The organism is Achromobacter aloeverae (assembly GCF_004121055.1).
GTDB lineage: Bacteria > Pseudomonadota > Gammaproteobacteria > Burkholderiales > Burkholderiaceae_B > Bordetella_C > Bordetella_C aloeverae.
In genome coordinates this window covers 922,898-943,821 of the sequence record NZ_PYAL01000001.1, presented here as the reverse complement: position 1 = coordinate 943,821, position 20,924 = coordinate 922,898, and the positions used below count along the sequence as shown (strand labels likewise).

The 20,924-nt window shown below is 66.1% G+C and carries 18 protein-coding genes; 13 read left to right on the top strand and 5 right to left on the bottom strand.

Translation table 11 applies throughout. The annotated features are described in order from the left end of the window. Positions 1-7 precede the first annotated feature (7 nt). The 3 genes from C7R54_RS04120 to C7R54_RS04110 all read left to right on the top strand — a co-directional run bounded on the left by C7R54_RS04120 (position 8) and on the right by C7R54_RS04110 (position 4,558). Complete coding sequence (locus C7R54_RS04120; protein WP_129148883.1) at positions 8-703, top strand: ABC transporter ATP-binding protein; 696 nt, start codon at positions 8-10, stop codon at positions 701-703. Next, complete coding sequence (locus C7R54_RS04115) at positions 703-3,306, top strand: ABC transporter permease (protein WP_129148882.1); 2,604 nt, start codon at positions 703-705, stop codon at positions 3,304-3,306. The genes C7R54_RS04120 and C7R54_RS04115 overlap by 1 nt, the downstream gene beginning before the upstream one ends. Positions 3,307-3,454: 148 nt before the next feature. Then, positions 3,455-4,558 carry a lipocalin-like domain-containing protein gene (locus tag C7R54_RS04110; protein WP_129148881.1) on the top strand — a complete coding sequence of 368 codons (1,104 nt, stop codon included), beginning with the start codon at positions 3,455-3,457 and terminating at the stop codon, positions 4,556-4,558. A gap of 92 nt (positions 4,559-4,650) precedes the next feature. Here C7R54_RS04110 and C7R54_RS04105 read toward each other — a convergent pair whose 3' ends face one another. After that, complete coding sequence (locus C7R54_RS04105; RefSeq protein WP_129148880.1) at positions 4,651-5,553, bottom strand: recombination-associated protein RdgC; 903 nt, start codon at positions 5,551-5,553, stop codon at positions 4,651-4,653. Positions 5,554-5,694: 141 nt separating this feature from the next. Here C7R54_RS04105 and C7R54_RS04100 point away from each other — a divergent pair, with 141 nt between their 5' ends. Next, positions 5,695-5,913 (top strand): hypothetical protein, encoded by a 219-nt coding sequence (locus C7R54_RS04100; protein ID WP_129148879.1) that lies wholly within the window; start codon positions 5,695-5,697, stop codon positions 5,911-5,913. A gap of 533 nt (positions 5,914-6,446) precedes the next feature. Here C7R54_RS04100 and C7R54_RS04095 read toward each other — a convergent pair. From C7R54_RS04095 to C7R54_RS04085, 3 genes are all read right to left on the bottom strand, one after another. After that, positions 6,447-8,078 carry an MFS transporter gene (locus C7R54_RS04095; RefSeq protein ID WP_129149440.1) on the bottom strand — a complete coding sequence of 544 codons (1,632 nt, stop codon included), beginning with the start codon at positions 8,076-8,078 and terminating at the stop codon, positions 6,447-6,449. Positions 8,079-8,378: 300 nt separating this feature from the next. Continuing rightward, positions 8,379-9,743 carry a sensor histidine kinase gene (locus tag C7R54_RS04090; RefSeq protein WP_129149439.1) on the bottom strand — a complete coding sequence of 455 codons (1,365 nt, stop codon included), beginning with the start codon at positions 9,741-9,743 and terminating at the stop codon, positions 8,379-8,381. Positions 9,744-9,858: 115 nt separating this feature from the next. Next, on the bottom strand, positions 9,859-10,548 hold the full coding sequence (locus C7R54_RS04085; RefSeq protein WP_129148878.1) for a response regulator: 690 nt from the start codon (positions 10,546-10,548) through the stop codon (positions 9,859-9,861). 325 nt (positions 10,549-10,873) lie between these two features. Between C7R54_RS04085 and recA the strand changes: the two genes are divergently transcribed. Beyond that, positions 10,874-11,938: a recombinase RecA gene (recA, locus tag C7R54_RS04080; protein ID WP_129148877.1), complete on the top strand. Its 1,065-nt coding sequence runs from the start codon at positions 10,874-10,876 to the stop codon at positions 11,936-11,938. Between the two features lie 5 nt (positions 11,939-11,943). Continuing rightward, positions 11,944-12,648, top strand: a complete 705-nt coding sequence (recX, locus tag C7R54_RS04075) for a recombination regulator RecX (RefSeq protein WP_129148876.1) — start codon at positions 11,944-11,946, stop codon at positions 12,646-12,648. Positions 12,649-12,655: 7 nt separating this feature from the next. On the opposite strand, the gene C7R54_RS04070 is transcribed toward recX, so the two are convergent. Next, complete coding sequence (locus C7R54_RS04070; RefSeq protein ID WP_129149438.1) at positions 12,656-13,588, bottom strand: LysR family transcriptional regulator; 933 nt, start codon at positions 13,586-13,588, stop codon at positions 12,656-12,658. 110 nt (positions 13,589-13,698) lie between these two features. Between C7R54_RS04070 and metE the strand changes: the two genes are divergently transcribed. The 7 genes from metE to C7R54_RS29365 all read left to right on the top strand — a co-directional run bounded on the left by metE (position 13,699) and on the right by C7R54_RS29365 (position 20,850). Further along, on the top strand, positions 13,699-16,005 hold the full coding sequence (gene metE / locus C7R54_RS04065; RefSeq protein WP_129148875.1) for a 5-methyltetrahydropteroyltriglutamate--homocysteine S-methyltransferase: 2,307 nt from the start codon (positions 13,699-13,701) through the stop codon (positions 16,003-16,005). Between the two features lie 130 nt (positions 16,006-16,135). Then, positions 16,136-16,735 (top strand): DUF2889 domain-containing protein, encoded by a 600-nt coding sequence (locus C7R54_RS04060; RefSeq protein WP_129148874.1) that lies wholly within the window; start codon positions 16,136-16,138, stop codon positions 16,733-16,735. Positions 16,736-16,745: 10 nt separating this feature from the next. Further along, complete coding sequence (sucC, locus tag C7R54_RS04055; RefSeq protein ID WP_129148873.1) at positions 16,746-17,906, top strand: ADP-forming succinate--CoA ligase subunit beta; 1,161 nt, start codon at positions 16,746-16,748, stop codon at positions 17,904-17,906. A 24-nt stretch (positions 17,907-17,930) separates the two neighbouring features. After that, a complete protein-coding gene (gene sucD / locus C7R54_RS04050; protein ID WP_129148872.1) occupies positions 17,931-18,812 on the top strand; it encodes a succinate--CoA ligase subunit alpha in 882 nt (293 codons plus the stop codon). A gap of 400 nt (positions 18,813-19,212) precedes the next feature. Beyond that, positions 19,213-19,911 carry a TerC family protein gene (locus C7R54_RS04045; protein WP_129148871.1) on the top strand — a complete coding sequence of 233 codons (699 nt, stop codon included), beginning with the start codon at positions 19,213-19,215 and terminating at the stop codon, positions 19,909-19,911. A 109-nt stretch (positions 19,912-20,020) separates the two neighbouring features. Further along, on the top strand, positions 20,021-20,731 hold the full coding sequence (locus C7R54_RS04040; RefSeq protein ID WP_129148870.1) for a TerC family protein: 711 nt from the start codon (positions 20,021-20,023) through the stop codon (positions 20,729-20,731). Next, on the top strand, positions 20,728-20,850 hold the full coding sequence (locus C7R54_RS29365; RefSeq protein ID WP_275669677.1) for a hypothetical protein: 123 nt from the start codon (positions 20,728-20,730) through the stop codon (positions 20,848-20,850). The genes C7R54_RS04040 and C7R54_RS29365 overlap by 4 nt, the downstream gene beginning before the upstream one ends. Positions 20,851-20,924 lie beyond the last annotated feature (74 nt).

Here is a 20,924-nt window from a genome sequence, read left to right as displayed (position 1 = left end):
GACATGCGTGCTTGTCGTCGAGGATCTGCATAAATCGTTCGTTACCGCGCAGGGCCGCCTGCCGGTGTTGCGCGGCGTGAACCTGCGCCTGGATGCGGGGGAAAGCCTGGCGTTGACCGGCGAGTCCGGCAGCGGCAAGAGCACCTTGCTGCACCTGGTCGCCGGCCTGGATTACCCCGACAGCGGTTGCGTACGGGTCCACGGCGAGGTGCTGCATGCGCGGCGCGAAGCGGGCCTCGCGCAGTGGCGCCGAACGGGCATCGGCCTGGTGTTCCAGCAGTACAACCTGATCGGCAGCCTCGATGTGGCGGCCAACCTGGATTTCCAGGCGCGCCTGGCGGGCCGCCACGATGCGGCATGGAGCGAGCACCTGGCGCAGCGCCTGGGACTGGCGCCCCTGTTGGCGCGCTATCCCGAGCAGTTGTCCGGTGGCCAGCAGCAGCGCGTGGCCATCGGGCGCGCGCTGGCCAGCCGGCCGGGCCTGGTGCTGGCGGACGAGCCGACCGGCAGCCTGGACGAGGGCAGCAGCGATGCCGTGCTGGACCTGCTGCTGGCGCTGGTGCGCGACGCGGGCAGCAGCCTGCTCATGGTCACGCACAGCATGCGCATGGCGGCGCGCCTGTCGCGGCGGGTGACCCTGCATCTGGGGCAGGTCCGCGGCGACGGCGATGCCGATGCCACGTCGACGGCGGCGCGGATGTGATGCGGGCATTTCTTTCCTGCATGCGGGCCCTGGCCGGCCATTGGCGCCGGCATCCCCTGCAATGCGCCAGCATCGCGTGCGGCCTGTGGCTGGCGACGGCCCTGTGGAGCGGCGTCCAGGCCCTGAATGCGCAGGCCAGGGCCGATTATGCGCGCGCCAGCGCGGTGCTGCTGGGACCGGCGCAGACGCAATGGCTGCCGCGCCACGGCAACTTTATCGACCAGGACGTCTACGTGCGGCTGCGCCTCGCCGGATGGCAGGTATCGCCCGTGCTGGAGGGCTCGCTGCGGTTTCCCGGTACGCCGCCCGTGACGCTGCGGGTGATGGGCATCGAGCCGTTCAGCCTGCCGCCCGGAACGGCGGTGGCGGGGCAGGTCGCCAAGGCCTTCGATATGGCTACGTTCATCGGCGAGCCGGGGCAGGTGTGGGCCGGACCGGATACGGTGCGGCGGCTGGGCTTGGCGGAAAGCTGGCGCGGTGGCGAGCGAGAGGGGGCGAAAGAGGGCTCGGGAGAGGACCGGATGGCGGGCAAGGATGGCCAGGGGGCGGGTCCCAGGCCCGTGACGCTGGACGGCAAGGAACTGCCTGTGCTGCACGTGCAACCCGATCTGGCGCCGGGCGTGCTGGTGACGGATATCGGCCATGCGCAAGCGCTGCTGCGCGAGCCGGGCAAGGTGTCGCGCCTGCTGGTGGCCGGCGCAAGCCAGGCGGCGGGAGCGGGCGCCGAATTCGCGCCTCCCGCGCCGTGGTCCGACCAACTGGTGTTGGCGCGCGCCGACGACCGCGACGATCTTGGACGCCTGACCGAAAGCTTCCATCTCAATCTCACGGCGCTGGGCATGCTCGCCTTCATCGTGGGACTGTTCATCGTGCATGCGTCCATCGGCCTTGCCCTGGAGCAGCGCCGGTCCCTGTTGCGCACCTTGCGGGCATGCGGCGTGAGCCTGCGAGCGCTGATGGCCGCGCTGGCGGTCGAACTGGGTGCGTTCGCACTGGTGGGCGGGGTGGCCGGCGTCGCCAGCGGCTATGTGCTGGCGGGACTATTGCTGGGCAATATGGCCGCCAGCTTGCGCGGCTTGTATGGCGCGGAGGTGGCGGGACACCTGAGCCTGCCGGCCTGGTGGTGGTGGGCAGGCATGGGCATGACCCTGCTGGGCGCGCTGGCTGCGGGCGCCGGCAGCCTTTGGCGCGCGTCCCGCCTGCCCCTGCTGGCCATCGCGCGGCCGCAGGCGTGGCGCGGCGCGCAGGCGTCGCGGCAGCGGCGCCACGTACTGCAGGCCGCCCTGCTGGCGGCATTCGCGATCGCGTGCGCGCTGGCGGGCGACAGCCTGGCGACGGCGTTCGCGATGCAGGCGGCAATCCTGCTGGCCTCGGCCTTGCTGCTTCCCGTCTTGCTGGACGCGATGCTGGCCTGGGGCGCGCGGCACGCGGGCGGGCCCCTGGCATCGTGGTTCATCGCCGACAGCCGGCAGCAATTGCCGGCCTTGAGCCTGGCCTTGATGGCCCTGTTGCTGGCCCTGGGCGCCAGCGTGGGCGTGGGCGGCATGACCGAAGGTTTTCGCAAGACCTTCGTTGGGTGGTTGGACCAGCGCCTGTCCGCCGACATTTATCTGAACCCGCGCGACAGCGCCCAGGGTGTCGAAGCCGTGCAATGGCTGCGGACGCGATCCGACGTGCGCGCGGCGCTGCCGCAGTGGCGTGCCGCCACGCAGGTACGGGGCTGGCCCGTGGAGTTGCAGGGCGTCGTCGATGACCCCGAGACCGCGCGGCAATGGCCCCTGCTGGAGCAGTCGGCCGATGCGTGGCGGCAGGTCGCGGCCGGGCGCGGCGTGATGGTGAGCGAGCAGTTGGCGCGACGGCTGGGGCTGCGGCTGGGGGATGCGCTCGACCTGGGCGCGGGCGCGGCCGGGGCGTCGGCGCCGTCATCCATGTTTACCGTGGTGGCCCGTTACGCCGATTACGGCAATCCGCGCGGGCATGTGCTGATGGACGCCGACGTATTGCGGCGGCGGGATCCGGCAGCGGTGTTGCGCAGCGTGAACGTCTATGCGGCCTCCGCGCCCGGCGCTGGCGAGCACGTCGTCGCGATGCTGCGGGCGGCGCTGGAGCAGCGTTATGCGGGGGAGGGCATGCAAGTCGCCGAGCAGGCGTCGATCAAGCTGTGGTCCACGCAAGTATTCGAACGCACCTTCGCCGCCACTGGCGCGCTGAACGCGTTGACGCTGGGCGTGGCGGGGATCGCCTTGTTCATCAGCCTGCTGACGCTGAGCCAGGGACGGTTGGCGCAACTGGCGCCGCTGTGGGCGCTGGGCGTGCCGCGCCGCCGCCTGGCCTGGCTGGCGCTGGGCCAGGTGCTGACGCTGTCCTCGATGACGGTGCTATGCGCCATGCCCCTGGGCGTGCTGCTGGCGTGGACGCTGGTGGCGGTAGTCAATGTGCAGGCCTTCGGCTGGCGGCTTCCGCTGTATGTCTTCCCATCGCAGTTGTTGACGCTGGGGATGCTGGGCCTGCTGACGAGCCTGCTGGCGGCCGCATGGCCGGTGTGGCAGTTGCGGCGCCGGCAGCCGGCGGAGTTGATCAGGCAGTTCGCCGATGAGACGTAATAGGCGGGACTTTTCCTGGATCCGTTCCGCGGCGAGGCTGCTGGCCATGCCGTGCGCCCGCCTGGTCGGCTCCCGCCCGTCGATGGTCCGCCGACTCGCGGCCCGCCCGCGACCCGTAGCCCGCGCGCGACCCGTAGCCCGCGCGCTCATGGCCCTTCTGCTCCTGGTCGGCCTGCTTGGCGGTTGTGACGATGCTGCCGCGCCGCCGGCGTCGCGCGCGGGCTATGCGGGCCTGGGACGCGACGCCGACGCGTATGCGCGCGTCATGCGCGGCCGGCCCCTGGTTTTTCCCGCCGACCACGGGCCGCATGACGGGTATCGCATCGAATGGTGGTACGTGACGGCGGACCTGAAGGACGAGGATGGGCACGATTGGGGCGTCCAATGGACCCTGTTCCGCTCGGCCTTGCGGCCCGGCGCCGAGCAGGCCGGGTGGGACAGCCCGAATGCCTGGATGGCCCATGCGGCCCTCACCGATGCGAGCGCCCATCAGTTCGCCGAGAAGTTCGCGCGCGGCGGCATCGGGCAGGCCGGGGTGATCGTGCGGGCGCCGGCCGACGCCCGGCACCCCTCCGTGTCCGGCGCCGAGACCGTGTCCTCGCAGGCGTCCGCCATGCCGCCGCCATCGTTCAACGCCTGGATAGATGACTGGTCCTTGCGGGGGCCGGACTTCGACCACCTCACCATGCAGGCGAGCGGCAAGGACTTCCGCTACAGCCTGGACCTGACGGCCGACGGTCCCCTGGTGCTTCATGGCGACGGCGGTTATAGCGAGAAATCGGGGCAGGGACAGGCTTCGTATTACTACAGCCAGCCGTTCTACCGGGTCAACGGCGAAGTGGAGCGCGCGGGCAAGGTGCATCGGGTACAGGGCAGGGCGTGGCTGGATCGCGAGTGGAGCAGCCAGCCCTTGTCCGCCGACCAGCGGGGATGGGACTGGTTTTCCCTGCACCTGGCTTCCGGCGCCAAGGTGATGCTGTTCCAGGTGCGCCAGGCGAACGGCGAACCGTATCGGGCGGGAACGTGGATAGACGCGGATGGGCGCGCCACCGTCTTGCGCGGCGACCAGGTCCGGTTGGAAGCCCTGGCGTGGAGCCGCCAGGACGATGGCCGCCAGGTGCCTACGCGCTGGCGCGTGCGGATCGCCGGCGTGACCGGCGGCGAGGCCGCCGGCGATGTCAACGGCGAGGTGGACATCACGGTCGACGCCTTGCAGCCCAAGGCCTGGATGGGGACGTCCTTTCCCTATTAGGAAGGACCGGTGCGGCTGTCGACGGGCGGGTCGGGATACCTGGAAATGACTGGCTATTAAGTATTTGTCAGATCCCGTGCCCGCGCGCGGGCTCAGATCCCTTTCTTTTCGCCGCCCAGTGCCTCGACCAGCTCGGCCATCAGCTTGGACAGTTCGCCCGTCATGAGCGCCATGTCGGAGTCGAACTTCTCGTCGTCGTTCTGCGCCATGGCGTCGGTGTTCTCCTTCAATACGTCCAGGGGCGCGACCCGCTTGACGTCCAGGCCTTCCGTGAGGACGAAGGAGATGCGGTCCGACCAGGTCATGGCCAGGCGGGTGCATTGCTTGCCGTTCTGGATGTGGCGGCGCACGTCGTCGGTGTCGATGGAGTGCTTGACGTAGCGGATGGCCGCGCCGCTGTCGCCGGAGGATTTCAGCTCGGTGTCCTGGTCGATGCTGAAGTTCGACGGCGCTTCGTCGGCGGCCAGCCAGCCCGTCATGGCCGAGGCGGGCGACTGGTTGACGTACAGCCCTTCGACCGGGAAGGGATCGATGGTCTTTGCCAGCAGGCCCAGCACCTCGTCGGCCTTGGCCGACGCGGCGGCATCGATGACCAGCCAGTGATTCCGTGGATCGATCCACACGCGGGTGTCGCGATAGATGCTGAAGGCCTTGGGGAGCAGCTCGTCGGTGACGCGCTCCTTGATTTCCTTCATCTGCTTGCGGCCGGGCTTGTAGCCTTGCTGTTCCTCGATTTCCTGGGCGCGGGCCTTGGTCACCTGGTTCACGACGGTCGCCGGCAGCAGTTTCTTTTCGGCACGCAGGGAGAGCAGGATCTGGCCGTTGACGACATGCGCCAGGCCGCCATTTTCGCGCGGGGCGATCCACCCCAGGCTCTGCATTTCCAGGTTATTGCCGCCTTGATAGGCGAACTTGGCGAGTGCGTCTTCCAAGGCGTCGCCCATGACGGTCCAGGGCGCGGAGAGACGGTATATCTTCAGATTCTTGAACCACATGAGCGTCGGGCAAAAGGATGGATTCTATACGACCTGGACGCTGTCGCCGATCATGACACTGGACACGTTCTGTCACTGACGGCCGGGGGGCCGCGCGGTATCTTCCGCCGCATCCCTACTCATCCTTCGAAGAGGACCGCCATGAAAACCACGACCGTTATCGGAGCGCTTCTGATCGTGCTGGGCATCGTCGCCCTGGTTTATCGGGGCTTCAGCTACAAATCGGAAGATACCGTGCTGCAGATTGGATCGATCAAGGCGACCGCGGAAACGGAGAAGTCGGTGCCGATACCCGGATGGGCGGGCATCGCGGCGATCGTGGTGGGCGTGGTGGTGGTTGGCGCGGGAATGCGGCGTTAAGTTTTTTCGTATTGAATTTTTCAGGACGGTGTCAGAGGCGGGAAACTAGACTGCCTGCTCGGATGACGGTCATGCAACCCGTCGGAGGACGATTGATCCCCCTGTCCCCCGACTGCATGGACGCCCTCTGACACCGATGCCGCGCTCCCCGCGAGCCTTAAACAGCGCGACATCGTGTGCTCCCGTAGCGGCCCTGCCTACCAGGCGGGCCGTTTTTTTTTGTAGAGGCCCCCCTACCGCGCTACGCGCGGCCCCCCAGGACGCGCCACCGGCGGACCGGGAGGAAGGCCCACCCCAACCGCGCTACGCGCGCGGTTCCCCTCCAGGGGCGAAACCCGCGGACCGGGGGACCCGGATCCGCGGTTTCCCCGATTGGGGGAGGTTCTTGCGAGATGTTGTCCGGCGGCATGGTTGCGCGTTCCGGCGCATAAAAAAAAGCTCCCCAGGGGGAGCTTCCAAGGCCAGGCAGGTGCAGCATCCTGCCCGGCAGGGGAACGCGGGCGCCGGCGCGCGTGGCGCCAGGCCCGGAATCATCAATGGTTCAGGTCGACATCCTTGGTCTCGCGGATGAACAGGGTGCCGATGACCAGGGTCATCGCGGCGATGACGATGGGGTACCACAAGCCGTCATAGATGTTGCCGGTGGCTGCCACGATGGCGAAGGCCAGGGGCGGCAGGAAGCCACCGAACCAGCCGTTGCCGATGTGATACGGCAGGCTCATCGACGTGTAGCGGATGCGGGTCGGGAACAGTTCCACCAGCATGGCGGCGATGGGGCCGTACACCATGGTGACGTAGATGACCAGGATCGTGAGCAGCACCACCACCATGACGTTGTTCGACTGCGCGGGATCGGCCTTGGCGGGATAGCCGTGGGACCGGATCGCCGTCGTCAGCGTCTTGTCCATGTCGGCGACCTTGGCCTTGAAGTCCGCGGCCGGCATGCCGGCGCCCTCGAACGCGGTGAACTCGTCATTGCCGATGCGCACCTTGGCCACCGTGCCCGCGGGCGCGGCCTCGTTCTTGTAGTTGACCGAGTTGCGCGCCAGGAACGACTTGATCACGTCGCAGGAGCTGGTGAACGACGACGTGCCCACCGGATTGAACTGGAAGGAGCAGGCGGCGGGGTCGGCCAGCACCGTCACGGGCGCGTTGGCCTGCGCCTTTTCCAGCGCCGGGTTGGCGAAGTGCGTGATGCCCTGGAAGATGGGGAAGTAGGTCACCGCGGCGATCAGGCAGCCGGCCATGATGATGGGCTTGCGGCCGATGCGGTCGGACAGCGCGCCGAAGATCACGAAGAACGGCGTGCCGATCAACAGCGCCACCGCGATCATGATGTTGGCGGTGTTGGCGTCGACCTTCAGCGTCTGCGTCAGGAAGAACAGCGAGTAGAACTGCCCCGTGTACCAGACCACGGCCTGGCCGGCGGTCAGGCCCAGCAGCGCCAGGATGACGACCTTGAGGTTCTTCCACTGGCCGAACGATTCGGTCAGCGGCGCCTTCGAGGTCTTGCCTTCTTCCTTCATGCGCTGGAAAGTAGGCGACTCGCTCAGCTGCATGCGGATCCACACCGAAATCGCCAGCAGGACGAAGGACAGCAGGAACGGCGCGCGCCACCAGCCCCAGGAATCGCGGAACGCTTCCTCGCCGGCATAGCTGCGCACCCCCAGGATCACCAGCAGCGACAGGAACAGCCCCAGCGTGGCCGTGGTCTGGATCCAGCTGGTATAGAAGCCGCGGCGGCCCATGGGCGCGTGTTCGGCCACGTAGGTGGCCGCGCCGCCATATTCGCCGCCCAGCGCAAGGCCTTGCAGCAGGCGCAGCGCGATCAGGCAGATGGGGGCGATGATGCCGATGGACCCGTAGCTGGGCAGCAGGCCGACCAGGAAGGTCGACAGGCCCATGATGACGATGGTGACCAGGAAGGTGTACTTACGCCCGACCAGGTCGCCGAGGCGGCCGAACACCAGCGCCCCGAACGGACGCACGGCAAAGCCCGCCGCGAAGGCGAGCAGGGCGAAGATGAAGCCGGCGGTCGGATTGACGCCTGAAAAGAAGTGCATGGCGATGATGGGTGCCAGCGAACCGTACAGGTAGAAGTCGTACCACTCGAATACGGTGCCCAGCGACGACGCGAAAATCACCTTGCGTTCGTTGCGGGTCATGGCAGGCGGGGCCGCCAGGCCTCCCCCTGCGCGCGGCATGGATGCTGTGCTCATGATGTCTCCTCGAAAATGGCCGGCGATCGGGCGCCGTGCTCTTTATCCCGGTCGACGGTTATCAGTCCGGGGCAGCCTGCAAGTTAGGACGCGAGGCTGACGGGGGTCTGACGTTTGTCAGGCCTGTGGCGATGAATGTGTTTCTTTATGTAACTTCGGTGCGATGATGCGGCCGTGACCCCGGGCGGCGAACCACTGGTGGTGGGCCCTGGTGGTGGACCTTGATGGCGGACCCTGGCAATCGACTTAGCCTGGCGACGGAACGTGGCGGTGAAACGTAACGGTGAAGCGGGTGCCGGGCGCGGCGCGGGCCGGGTCCGGGTTGTCGCTGACGGCGACGGTAGCGTCATGCTTGCCGGCGATCTCGCGGACGATGGCCAGCCCCAGGCCGCTGCCGTCGGCCGGCGTGCCGAGCACGCGGTAGAAGCGGTCGAAAATGCGTTCCCGCTCGTCCGGCGGAATGCCGGGGCCGGAGTCCTCCACTTCCAGGAGCGCGAAATCACCCTGGCGCCGCACGCGCACGGTGATGTGGCCGCCCCGGGGCGTATAGCGCAGGGCGTTGTCCAGCAGATTGTTAAGCAACTCGCCTAGCAGGATGGGGTTGCCTTCGATGGGGACCCTGCCGTCGGGATCCTCGAAGCCCAGGTCGGTGCGCAGGGCCAGCGCCTGCGGCGCCCACTGGGTGGTCTGCTCGCGCGCCACGTCGGCCAGGTCGATGAGCGTCATGCCCACCGCGGCGGGATTTTCGGCGTGGGCCAGCAGCAGCAGCTGGTTGACCAGCCGGGTCGCGCGCTCGGACCCGGTCACCAACTGGCGCAGGCTGGCCTGCATTTCGTCGGCGCTGGCGTCGCGCAGCGCCAGTTCGGCCTGGGTGCGCAAGCCGGCCAGCGGCGTTTTCAACTGGTGCGCGGCGTCGGCGACGAAGCGGCGCTGGGTCTGCACCGTCGCCGACAGGCGGTCCAGCAGGTCGTTGATGGCGCCGACCAAGGGGGCGATTTCGGTTGGCGCGGCGCGTTCGTCGATGGGCGACAGGTCATCGGGCCGGCGCGCGCGCAGGCGCTGCTGCAAGGCATTGAGCGGCGCCACGCCCCGCGACAGGCCGAACCACACCAGCAGCACCGCGATAGGCAGGACCACGAACTGCGGGATGATGACGCCCTTGATGATTTCGTTGGCGAGCTGCGCCCGCTTTTCGCCGGTTTCGGCGACCAGCACGGTGACCGGCCCCGCTACGCGTGGATCGGTCTGGATGCGGGTATAGGCCACCCGGATGGCGAAGCCGCGCAGGCTGTCGTCTTCGAAGCGCACGGCGCCGGATTCGGCCGGGCCGGTGCCCTTGGGCAGCGGCAGGCCGCGGTCGCCGGCCACGTAACGGCCTTGTCCATCGACCACCAGCCAGAACAGGCTGGCGGTTTCGTCGGCGCGCAGGGCCTGGCGCAGCGTATCGCTCATGGGCAGGACCGGCTTGCCGTCGACCACCCGCACCTGGTGCGCCAGCAGGTTCACCGAGTTGGCCAGCGACCGGTCATAGGGCACGTCGGCGATGTGCTGCGCCACCACGTACGTAATGGCGACGCTCATCGGCCACAGCAGGAACAGCGGCGCCAGCATCCAGTCGAGGATTTCGCCCAGCAGGGAACGGCGCGGCGGCCGGAAGCTGGGGCCGCGCGCCCCGGCACGCACGACGTCCAGGGCCTCCTGGTTCAGCGGTGCCGGCGTCGTCGATTCAGTTCGGGAGAAAACTCGCACCGGGTTCCCGTTCCAGGCAATAGCCCAGGCCGCGTACCGTCATGATCTTGACGCCGCTGGGCTCGAGCTTCTTGCGCAGGCGATGCACATAGACTTCGATGGCATTGGTGCTGACTTCCTCGCCCCACTCGCACAGGTGGTCCACCAGCTGGTTCTTGCTGACCATGCGGCCGCTGCGCATCAGGAGGATTTCCAGCAGGCTGACCTCGCGCGCCGACAGGTCCAGCGTCTGGTCGTCGACGGTTGCCACGCGGCCGGTCTGGTCGAACACCAGCCTGCCGTGGCGCACCAGCGTGGCGCCGCCGCCGGCGCCGCGCCGGGTGAGCGCGCGCACGCGCGCCTCCAGCTCGGACAGGGCGAAAGGCTTGGCCATGTAGTCATCCGCGCCCAGGTCCAGGCCCTTGACGCGCTGCTCGACGCTGTCGGCGGCGGTGAGGATCAGCACCGGCAGGTGGGAATTGCGGGAACGCAGGCGGCGCAGGACTTCCAGGCCGGCCAACTGGGGCAGGCCGAGGTCCAGGATGAGCAGGTCGAAGGCCTGCGCGGTCAGCGCCAGGTCGGCGGCCATGCCATCGCGCACGGCGTCGACGGCGTAGCCGCCGTGGCGCAGCGAGCGCGACAGGCCATCGGCCAGGATGCTGTCGTCTTCGGCAATCAGAATACGCATGGGACCGGGCTCGCTATGTGTTGGTTATTTATGGGGTCGCAGCCAGGGCGGGAACCGGGTTCGTGGCCCGGTTCGTGTCTCCGGTGCGATTCTGGCACGCCGGCACGGGCTTGCCTATTCCGGGAATACACGGGCGGGTTGTGGCGCGAGATCCCGAGACGGACTTGTCATACTGGATTTTTGTCCAGTAGAATCCAATGCCATAATCCAGCATTCGCCAAACGGGCCATCGCGTACCCGCTCGCGTTCGCCCTCGCTCTCGACCCGAATTTCGATCCGAATTTCGACCCAAAATCCCCATCCGGACTTAGACAGGACACACCTCATGGACGACAAAAACAGCAAGGCCGCCGCCGCCGAAAAAGCCAAGGCGTTGGCCGCCGCGCTTTCGCAGATCGAAAAGCAGTTCGGCAAGGGTTCGATCATGCGTTATGGCGACAACGAGGTCGAACACGATATCCAGGTCGTCTCCACCGGCTCGCTGGGCCTGGACATCGCCCTGGGCGTCGGTGGCCTGCCGCGCGGCCGTGTCGTTGAAATCTATGGGCCGGAATCGTCGGGCAAGACCACGCTGACCCTCCAGGTCGTCGCTGAAATGCAGAAGTTGGGCGGTACCTGCGCGTTCGTCGACGCGGAACATGCGCTTGACGTGCAATATGCGTCCAAGCTGGGCGTCAACCTGACGGACCTGCTGATTTCGCAGCCGGATACGGGCGAACAGGCCCTGGAAATCACCGATGCCCTGGTGCGTTCCGGCTCGGTGGACCTGATCGTCATCGACTCGGTGGCGGCGCTGGTGCCCAAGGCCGAAATCGAAGGTGAGATGGGCGACTCGCTGCCGGGCTTGCAGGCCCGCCTCATGAGCCAGGCGCTGCGCAAGCTCACCGCCACCATCAAGCGCACCAACTGCATGGTGATCTTCATCAACCAGATCCGCATGAAGATCGGCGTGATGTTCGGCAACCCGGAAACCACCACCGGCGGCAACGCGCTCAAGTTCTATTCCTCGGTCCGCCTGGACATCCGCCGCATCGGCTCCATCAAGAAGGGCGATGAAGTCATCGGCAACGAGACCCGCGTCAAGGTCGTGAAGAACAAGGTTTCGCCGCCGTTCAAGCAGGCCGAATTCGACATCATGTACGGCTCGGGCATCTCGCGCGAGGGCGAAATCATCGACCTGGGCGTGCAGGCCGGCGTGGTCGACAAGTCGGGCGCGTGGTACAGCTACAACGGCGATCGCATCGGCCAGGGCAAGGACAATGTGCGCGAGTACCTGAAGGAGCACAAGGATGTCGCCCTGGAAATCGAAAACCGCGTGCGCGAGAACCAGGGTATCGTCAGCCGCGCCAACACCTTCGCCGCCAGCGAGGCGGAAGCCGAAGAGGATTGAGCCGTATGGTCTGGGGAACCGGACCTTCGCGTCCGCGCCGGGCCGGGCGGCCTGGCGCGGACGATGATGACGGCGGTTTCGAGCAACTGGCCCGCGGGCGACCGTCAGCGACCGAGGATGACGGGAACGATGCGGGCGAGGTCTATACCCGCACTTCAGACCGTCGTTCACACCGCGGGGCAGGGCGCTCCAACGCCTCTACCGCCACCGCGACCACCGATCCCAGCGCTTCCGCCGATCCCAGCGATGCCACGGCGCCGGCCCCGCGCCGTGGTCCCAGCCTGAAGGCCCGCGCGGTCGGTTTTCTTTCGCGCCGCGAGTATGCGCGCCCTGAATTGGCGCGCAAATTGGCTGCGTATGCCGAGGCCGACGACGACCTGGAAAAGGTCCTCGACGATCTGGAGCGGGAAGGGTGGCTCTCCACCGAGCGCTATGCGCAGAGCCTGGTGCATCGACGCGCCGAGCGCCAGGGCACGGCCCGCATCGTGCAGGAATTGCGCGCGAAAGGTGTAACCGAGGCCCAGGTGGGCGAGTTGCAGCAGGACCTGCGCGCCACCGAGTACCAACGGGCCCGCGTCGTCTGGGAAAAACGCTACGGCGAGCGGCCTGCCGACCGCGCCGCCTATGCCAAGCAGGCTCGTTTCCTCGCCGGCCGCGGGTTCGCGCACGATGTCATCCGGCGCATCTTGGGTGAAAGCGACGACGAGTAGTCCTCTCCTATCCCTTGCTTTCCCGCTGCGCGGCCTTGATGCCCGTCAGGTTGCGGAAGCACACGTCGCGCGCGATTCTCAGGAAGTCCTTGATATAGGGCGCGTCCATGTCTTCGGACCGAACGGCTGCGTGCAGCGTGCTCCATACGCCTTGCGGCCCCAGCGGCTTCACGCTTAGCCATCCGTGGTCCAGGTATTCGGTCAACGCCCAGTTCGGCAAGGCCGCCACCCCGCGGTTGCTGGCGACCAGCTGGACGATGATGGGCGTCAGTTCCGCCTTGCGTACGCCGGCGGGCTCGACGCCGGCCGGATCGAGGAAACGGGTGAAGACATCCAGCCGTTGCCGGTCCACCGGATAAGTGACCAGCACCTGGTCGGCCAACTGTTCCGGTTGCACGTAGCGCACATTCGCCAGCGGATTGGCCCCGGACAACGCCAGCACCACTTCGTACGTGAACAGGGGTTCGTATTCCAGCGCTTCCAGCGGCTGCGGGTCCGACGTGATCACCAGGTCCAGGTCGCCGCGCACCAGCGCGGGCAGGGGAGCGAAGGAGAATGCCGCCGACAGGTCCAGCGCCACTTCCGGCCACTGGGCGCGGAAGGCGTCAAGCGCCGGCATCAGCCATTGGAAACAGGAGTGGCAATCGATGGCGATGTGCAGGCGGCCTGTGCGTCCCGCGGCCAGCTTTTGCAGCTCGCGTTCGGTCGCGCGGACGCGAGGCAGCACGTCGTCGGCCAGGGCCAGTACGCGCAGGCCCGCGGTGGTCAGCCGCGCGGGCCGGGTGCGACGGTTCAGCAGCGGGGTGCCCAGCCGGGCCTCCAACTCGCGCAGTTGGTGCGACAGCGCCGACTGGGTCAGGTGCAGCCGTTCGGCGGCCTCCAGCAAGCTGCCCCCGTCACGGATGGCGGCGAGCGTTTCGAGATGGCGGATTTCCAACATGGTTGTATGAGCTGATTTCATGAAATAAATGCAGAGATTGATTTTGCCTCAAGTCTCTTTGCGGAGACAATGCTGAAACTTGAGCGAACCTCTCTTTATTTCTAAATTTCATGACAACAATTCATAACTTGGGTTTTCCTCGTATCGGCGCGCAGCGCGAACTGAAGCGTGCGGTCGAGGCCTACTGGGCCGGCCAGTCGACCCAGGAAGAATTGGAAGCCACGGGGCGCGAACTGCGCGCCCGTCATTGGAAAATGCAGGCCGACGCCGGCCTGGCGTTCGTGCCGGTGGGGGACTTTGCCTGGTACGACCATATCCTTGAATGGACAACGCTGCTGGGCGCCGTCCCCGCGCGCTTTGCCCAGCGGGACGACAGGCCGGTCACCCTGGACACGCTTTTTCGCATGGGCCGCGGCCGCGCGCCCACCGGTACTCCGGCCGCCGCCTGCGAAATGACCAAGTGGTTCGACACCAACTACCACTACATCGTCCCCGAACTCACCCCCAACCAGACCTACCGCCTGGCGCGCACGGCCCTGTTCGACCAGGTGCGTGAGGCGCAGGCGCTGGGCTACGCCGTCAAGCCGGTGATTCCCGGGCCCTTGACCTGGCTGTGGCTGGGCAAGGGCGATGCGTACGTCGCCGGCGCCGGCGACGAAGCCAAGCTGGCCCTGCTGGACGCGCTGCTGCCCGTCTATGCCGAGGTACTGGACCGCCTGGCCAGGCTGGGCGTGGCATGGGTGCAGGTCGACGAGCCCATCCTGGCGCTGGACCTGCCTGCCGCGTGGCGCGCCGCCTATGGCCGCGTCTACGCCGACCTGGCCAAGGCGCCGGTGAAGCTGCTGCTGGCCACCTATTTCGACGGCCTGCAAGACAATCTGGGGACCGCCGCCGCGCTGCCCGTGGCCGGCTTGCACGTCGACCTGGTGCGCGCACCCGAACAACTGGCCGACGTGGCTGCCGCGCTGCGCGACGACCAGGTGCTGTCGGCCGGGGTGATCAATGGCCGCAACATCTGGCGCACCGACCTGGACGCGGCGCTGCACACCCTGGCGCCGGTCCACGCGCAGCTGGGGGACCGCTTGTGGCTGGCGCCGTCGTGCTCGCTGCTGCACGTTCCCGTCGACCTCGCGTTCGAAACGGAACTGGACGCCGAACTGAAAAGCTGGCTGTCGTTCGCCGCCCAGAAGCTGGACGAGCTGAACGTGCTGGGCCAGGCGCTGGGCGGCGCCGCCGACGCCGCCGACGCCACGGTACGGGAAGCGCTGGCCACCCAGCGCGCCGCGCTACAGGTCCGCGCCAGATCGCCGCGCATCCACAACCCGGCCGTGGCCGCCCGCCTGGCCGGGTCGACCCACGTCAAGCTGGAGCGCGAGCCCTTCGGCGAACGCATCGTCCGCCAGCAGGCCCGGCTGAACCTGCCGGCCTATCCGACCACCACCATCGGTTCCTTCCCGCAGACGCAGGAAATCCGCGCCCTGCGCCGCGATTGGAAGGCCGGCGCGCTCAGCGACTCGGCCTACGAGACCGCCATCCGCAAGGAAATCGAAGCGGTCATCCGCTTCCAGGAGAGAATAGGCCTGGACGTGCTGGTGCACGGCGAGCCGGAGCGCAACGACATGGTCGAATACTTCGGTGAATTGCTGGCGGGCTTTGCCTTCACCCGCAATGGCTGGGTGCAGAGCTACGGCTCGCGCTGCGTCAAGCCGCCGGTCATTTTCGGCGACGTGGCCCGGCCCGCGCCGATCACCGTGGGCTGGTCGGCCTACGCGCAGTCGCTGACCGACAAGCCGGTCAAGGGCATGCTGACCGGTCCCGTGACCATCCTCCAGTGGTCCTTCGTGCGCGACGACCAGCCGCGTGCCGAGACCTGCCGCCAGCTGGCCCTGGCCCTGCGCGACGAGGTGGTCGACCTGGAAGGGGCCGGCATCCGCGTGATCCAGATCGACGAGCCCGCCATACGCGAAGGCCTGCCGCTGCGCCGCGCGGACTGGCAAGCCTACCTGGACTGGGCGGTGGATTGCTTTCGCCTGTCCACCAGCGGCGTGCGGGGCGATACGCAGATCCATACCCATATGTGCTACTCGGAGTTCAACGACATCATCGAGTCCATCGGCGCGATGGACGCGGACGTGATCACCATCGAAACCTCGCGGTCCAACATGGACTTGCTGAAGGCCTTCGAGGACTATCGCTATCCCAACGACATCGGTCCCGGCGTTTACGACATCCATACGCCCAACGTGCCGGAAGTGGGCTGGATGGTGGACCTGATGCGCAAGGCCGCGGCGCGCCTGCCCCGGGAGCGTCTGTGGGTCAATCCGGACTGCGGCCTGAAGACCCGCGCCTGGCCGGAAACGGAGGCGTCGCTGGTGAGCATGGTCCAAGCGGCCCGGGCGCTGCGCGAGACGGCCTGAAGCGCGGGGCGGGGCAGCGGCCGCCGGGGCGGATACCGCACGGTTCCGCCCCGCTTTTTTATGGAATGCGCCCTGCGTTATACTTTTCAGGTTTTGTTGCCTTGCAACAACCTGACTTTGGTCCAACCGCATGCCTCTGCCGCCGCCGGATATTTCGCGCACACCGTTGCACACACGGTCCATCCGTGTGCAGGGCTATGCGCGTGACGACGGCATGTGGGACCTCGAAGCAGAGCTGATCGACGTCAAGGCCTACGATTTCTACAGGAGCGACGGCACGACGATGCCGGCCGGCCGCCCTATACATCACATGCACCTGCGTATTACCATCGACGACAGCTACCGGATCGTCGCGGCGCAGGCTGCCTACGATGCCGCCCCCTACGGCGAGCATTGCGCCTGCATTGAAGCGGCCTACCAGAACCTGGTCGGCATGAATCTGGTGAAGAATTTTCGTCAGAGCGTCAAGGAAAAATTTGGCCGCGTGCAGGGCTGTACTCACATGACCGAGTTGTCCCTGGTGCTGCCCACCGCCGCGGTGCAGTCCATGGCCAGCCGGCGTCATGAGAACGCCGAAACAACGCAGAAGCGGCCCTTCCAGCTGGATGGCTGCCATGCGCTCGACGTCACGGGCCCCGTGGTCCAGACGCATTACCCGAAGTGGTACGTCGGCGTGGAGTCTGCCGACCAAGCCGCCTCAGACCCTTCATTTTTTTCTCATACGACCTGACAGGTAACACATGAAAATCCATGAGTATCAAGGCAAGGAACTGCTGAAGAAATTTGGCGTGACCGTGCCGCGCGGTATCCCCGCTCTCTCCGTCGACGAAGCCGTGGCAGCCGCGGAGAAGCTGGGGGGACCGGTCTGGGTCGTCAAGGCGCAGATTCACGCGGGCGGCCGCGGCAAGGGCGGCGGCGTGAAGCTGGCCCGTTCCATCGAGGACGTGCGCAAGCTGGCCGGCGAGATCCTGGGCATGCAGCTCAAGACGCACCAGACCGGCCCGGAAGGCCAGAAGGTCAACCGCCTGTACATCGAGGAAGGCGCCGACATCCAGAAGGAATACTACGTGTCGCTGGTTACCGACCGCGCCACGCAGAAGGTCGCCCTGATCGCTTCCAGCGAAGGCGGCATGGATATCGAGGAAGTGGCCCATTCCTCGCCGGAAAAGATCGTCACCGAATACATCGATCCGCTGGTCGGCCTGACCGCCGAGCAGGGCAAGAAGGTGGCTGACGCCATCGGCATGCCCGCCGACTCGACCGCCCAGACCGTGGACCTGTTCCAGAAGCTGTATCAGTGCTACATGGAAACGGACGCTTCGCTGGTCGAAATCAACCCGCTGAACCGCGACAGCAAGGGCAACATCATTGCCCTGGACGCCAAGTTCAACTTCGACCCCAACGCCCTGTTCCGTCATCCGGAAATCGTTGCCTACCGCGACCTGGACGAAGAAGATCCCGCTGAAATCGAAGCCAGCAAGTTCGACCTCGCCTACATCCAGCTCGACGGCAACATCGGCTGCCTGGTGAACGGCGCCGGCCTGGCCATGGCCACCATGGACACCATCAAGCTGTTCGGCGGCGAACCGGCCAACTTCCTCGACGTCGGCGGCGGCGCCACGGCCGAGAAGGTCACCGAAGCCTTCAAGATCATGCTCAAGAACAAGGGCGTGAAGGCCATCCTGGTCAACATCTTCGGCGGCATCATGCGCTGCGACGTGATCGCCGAAGGCGTGATCACCGCCTGCAAGGCCGTCAACCTGAGCGTTCCGCTGGTCGTCCGCATGAAGGGCACCAACGAAGAACTCGGCAAGAAGATGCTCGCCGACTCCGGATTGCCCATTATCAGCGCCGACACCATGGCCGAAGCGGCCACCAAAGTCGTTGCCGCCGTCAAATAAGAAGCTATAGCCAAGGATTCACAAATGTCGATCTTGATCAACAAGGACACCAAAGTCATCACCCAAGGCATCACGGGCAAGACGGGTCAGTTCCATACCCGCATGTGCCGCGATTACGCCAACGGCAAGGCCGCCTTCGTGGCTGGCGTGAACCCCAAGAAGGCGGGTGAGGACTTCGAAGGCATTCCCATCTACGCTTCGGTCAAGGAAGCGAAGGCCGACACCGGCGCCACCGTTTCGGTGATCTACGTGCCGCCCGCGGGCGCTGCCGCCGCCATCTGGGAAGCGGTCGAAGCAGAACTGGACCTGGCGATCTGCATTACGGAAGGCATCCCCGTCCGTGACATGCTGGAAGTGCGCAACCGCATGAAGGCCAAGGGCAGCAAGACGCTGCTGCTGGGCCCGAACTGCCCCGGCCTGATCACGCCCGATGAAATCAAAATCGGCATCATGCCCGGCCACATCCACCGCAAGGGCCGCATCGGCATCGTCAGCCGCTCCGGCACGCTGACCTACGAAGCCGTGGGCCAGGTCACCGAACTGGGCCTGGGCCAGTCCAGCGCCGTCGGTATCGGTGGCGACCCCATCAACGGCCTGAAGCACATCGACGTGCTCAAGCTGTTCAATGACGATCCCGACACCGACGCCGTCATCATGATCGGCGAAATCGGCGGTCCGGACGAAGTCAACGCCGCGCTGTGGGCGAAGGACAATATGAAGAAGCCGGTGGTCGGCTTCATCGCCGGCGTTACCGCGCCCCCCGGGAAGCGCATGGGCCACGCTGGCGCGCTGATCTCGGGCGGTGCCGATACTGCCGACGCGAAGCTGGAAGTGATGGAAAGCTGCGGCATCCGCACGACCCGCAACCCGTCCGAGATGGGCAAGCTGCTGAAGTCGGTGCTGTAAACCGTCAGCGCCTGCCTGGCAGGAAGCCGGCCCCGTGTCGGTTTCCTGAAAAACCCGCCCCTGTGGCGGGTTTTTTATTGGAGCGTTCCTTATCGGAAAGTAGGGCTGTCCGCATTACTGGCGCTTGTCCATATTATGGCGAGGGTGTGCGTTTATTTAAGCTCATATTCAGGAGACTGAAAGTTTGGGCCGTTTTTCTTACGTTAACTCCTGTAAAAAGCCCTCGTTTACCCTCCAGGTAGCCGACAAATAGCTGAATAATTGCTTTCAGGTCTCTATAATGCCGGCACAACTCGCGCTACACACATATATAGAACCGGCCATTGCTCGCACAAGGCGGTCAGCGCATTTCATTCATGTTCAGGCATTAACCATTTCGGGGATCTGAGGAAAGAGGGGTATGGAATTAACACAAGCTGCATTTTGGCTCGCATTGCTGCAAATCATCTGGGTAAACATTCTTCTGTCAGGCGATAACGCCGTCGTCATTGCGCTGGCGGCCCGGGCGCTGCCGCCGGAGCAACAGAAAAAAGCCATCGTCATCGGCTCCGCCGCCGCGATCATCATGCGTATCGTGCTGACGCTGGTCGCCGCCAAGCTGCTCTTGCTGCCGTGGTTGAAGCTCATCGGCGCGGTCCTGCTGGTCTATATCGGCGTGACCCTGCTGTTGCCCGAGGACGAGGACGAAGGCGATGGCAAGACCCACGGCTCGCTGATGTCGGCGATCCGGACCATCATGATCGCCGACCTGGTGATGAGCCTGGACAACGTGGTGGCCGTGGCAGCCGCCGCGATGGGCGACACCACGCTGCTGGTGGTGGGCCTGGCCATCAGCATCCCGCTGGTGATCTTCGGCAGCACGCTGCTGCTGAAGGTGATCGAGCGCTTCCCCATCATCGTGTGGGTGGGCGCGGCGCTGCTGGGCTTCATCGCGGGTGAACTGCTGGTGGGCGATCCGGCCCTGCAGGCGCCCATCGCCCGCATCGACACCGCCTTGGGGGTCTCGCAGCACAATTTCGCCACCATGGTGGGCATCGCCGGCGCCTTGCTGGTGCTGGCCCTAGGGAAAATCCTGATCGCTCGGCGGAAAGCTGACTGAAACCTGAACTACAATCTCGATTCATGGTCCAACCCCGTCGTTTCGCACAACGACGGGGGGACGGCATCGCCGTCCAGACAGCAACAAATCATGTTTCGGGGGTAGTACCGTGCTTGAATTTTTCCAGACGCTCAGTTGGGCGGCCGTTTTCCAGATCATCCTGATCGACATTCTTCTGGGCGGCGACAACGCCGTCGTCATCGCGTTGGCATGCCGCAACCTGGGGCCCAAGCAACGCATGCAAGGCATCCTGTGGGGCACCGCCGGGGCCATCATCCTGCGGGTCGTGCTGATCGCCTTCGCCCTGACCCTGCTCAATATCCCGGCCTTGAAGATCGTGGGCGCGCTCCTGCTCCTGTGGATCGGCGTCAAGCTGCTCATCCCGGAGGACGACGGCCATGACAAGATCAAGGGCGGCACGTCCATCATGGCGGCGGTCAAGACCATCATCATCGCCGACTTCGTCATGAGCCTGGACAACGTCATCGCCATCGCCGGCGCCGCGCAAGGCGCCCACGCCGATCACCAGATCGGCCTGGTGGTGTTCGGCCTGCTGGTCAGCGTGCCCATCATCATCTGGGGCTCGACCCTGGTGCTGAAGCTGATCGACCGCTATCCGCTGGTTGTCACCCTGGGCGCCGCGCTGCTGGGCTGGATCGCGGGCGGCATGCTGGTCACCGATGTTTTGATCACGCGCAATTTTGGGGAACAGCCCGGTATGGTTAAATTGGGGGCTGAAATCGTCGGCGCGCTGCTGGTGGTCCTGCTGGGCCGCTGGTTCGCCAGCCGCAAGATCGTCTCCAAGGAAGCGCTTCAATGAGTCTGCGTAGAACCACCAATATCCAGCAATCCGAAAGTGGCTTGAGCCTGCTGCAAGGATTGTTCGTCCTGGCCATCCTGGGCGTCATCGCGACGGTGGTTGCCGCCAGTTTTTCCTGATCGCTGGCACCGGGCCGTAGCCGGTATTCCGGGTGCGGCCTTCCAATGGACAAGCGCGGCTGCCATGCCGGGCT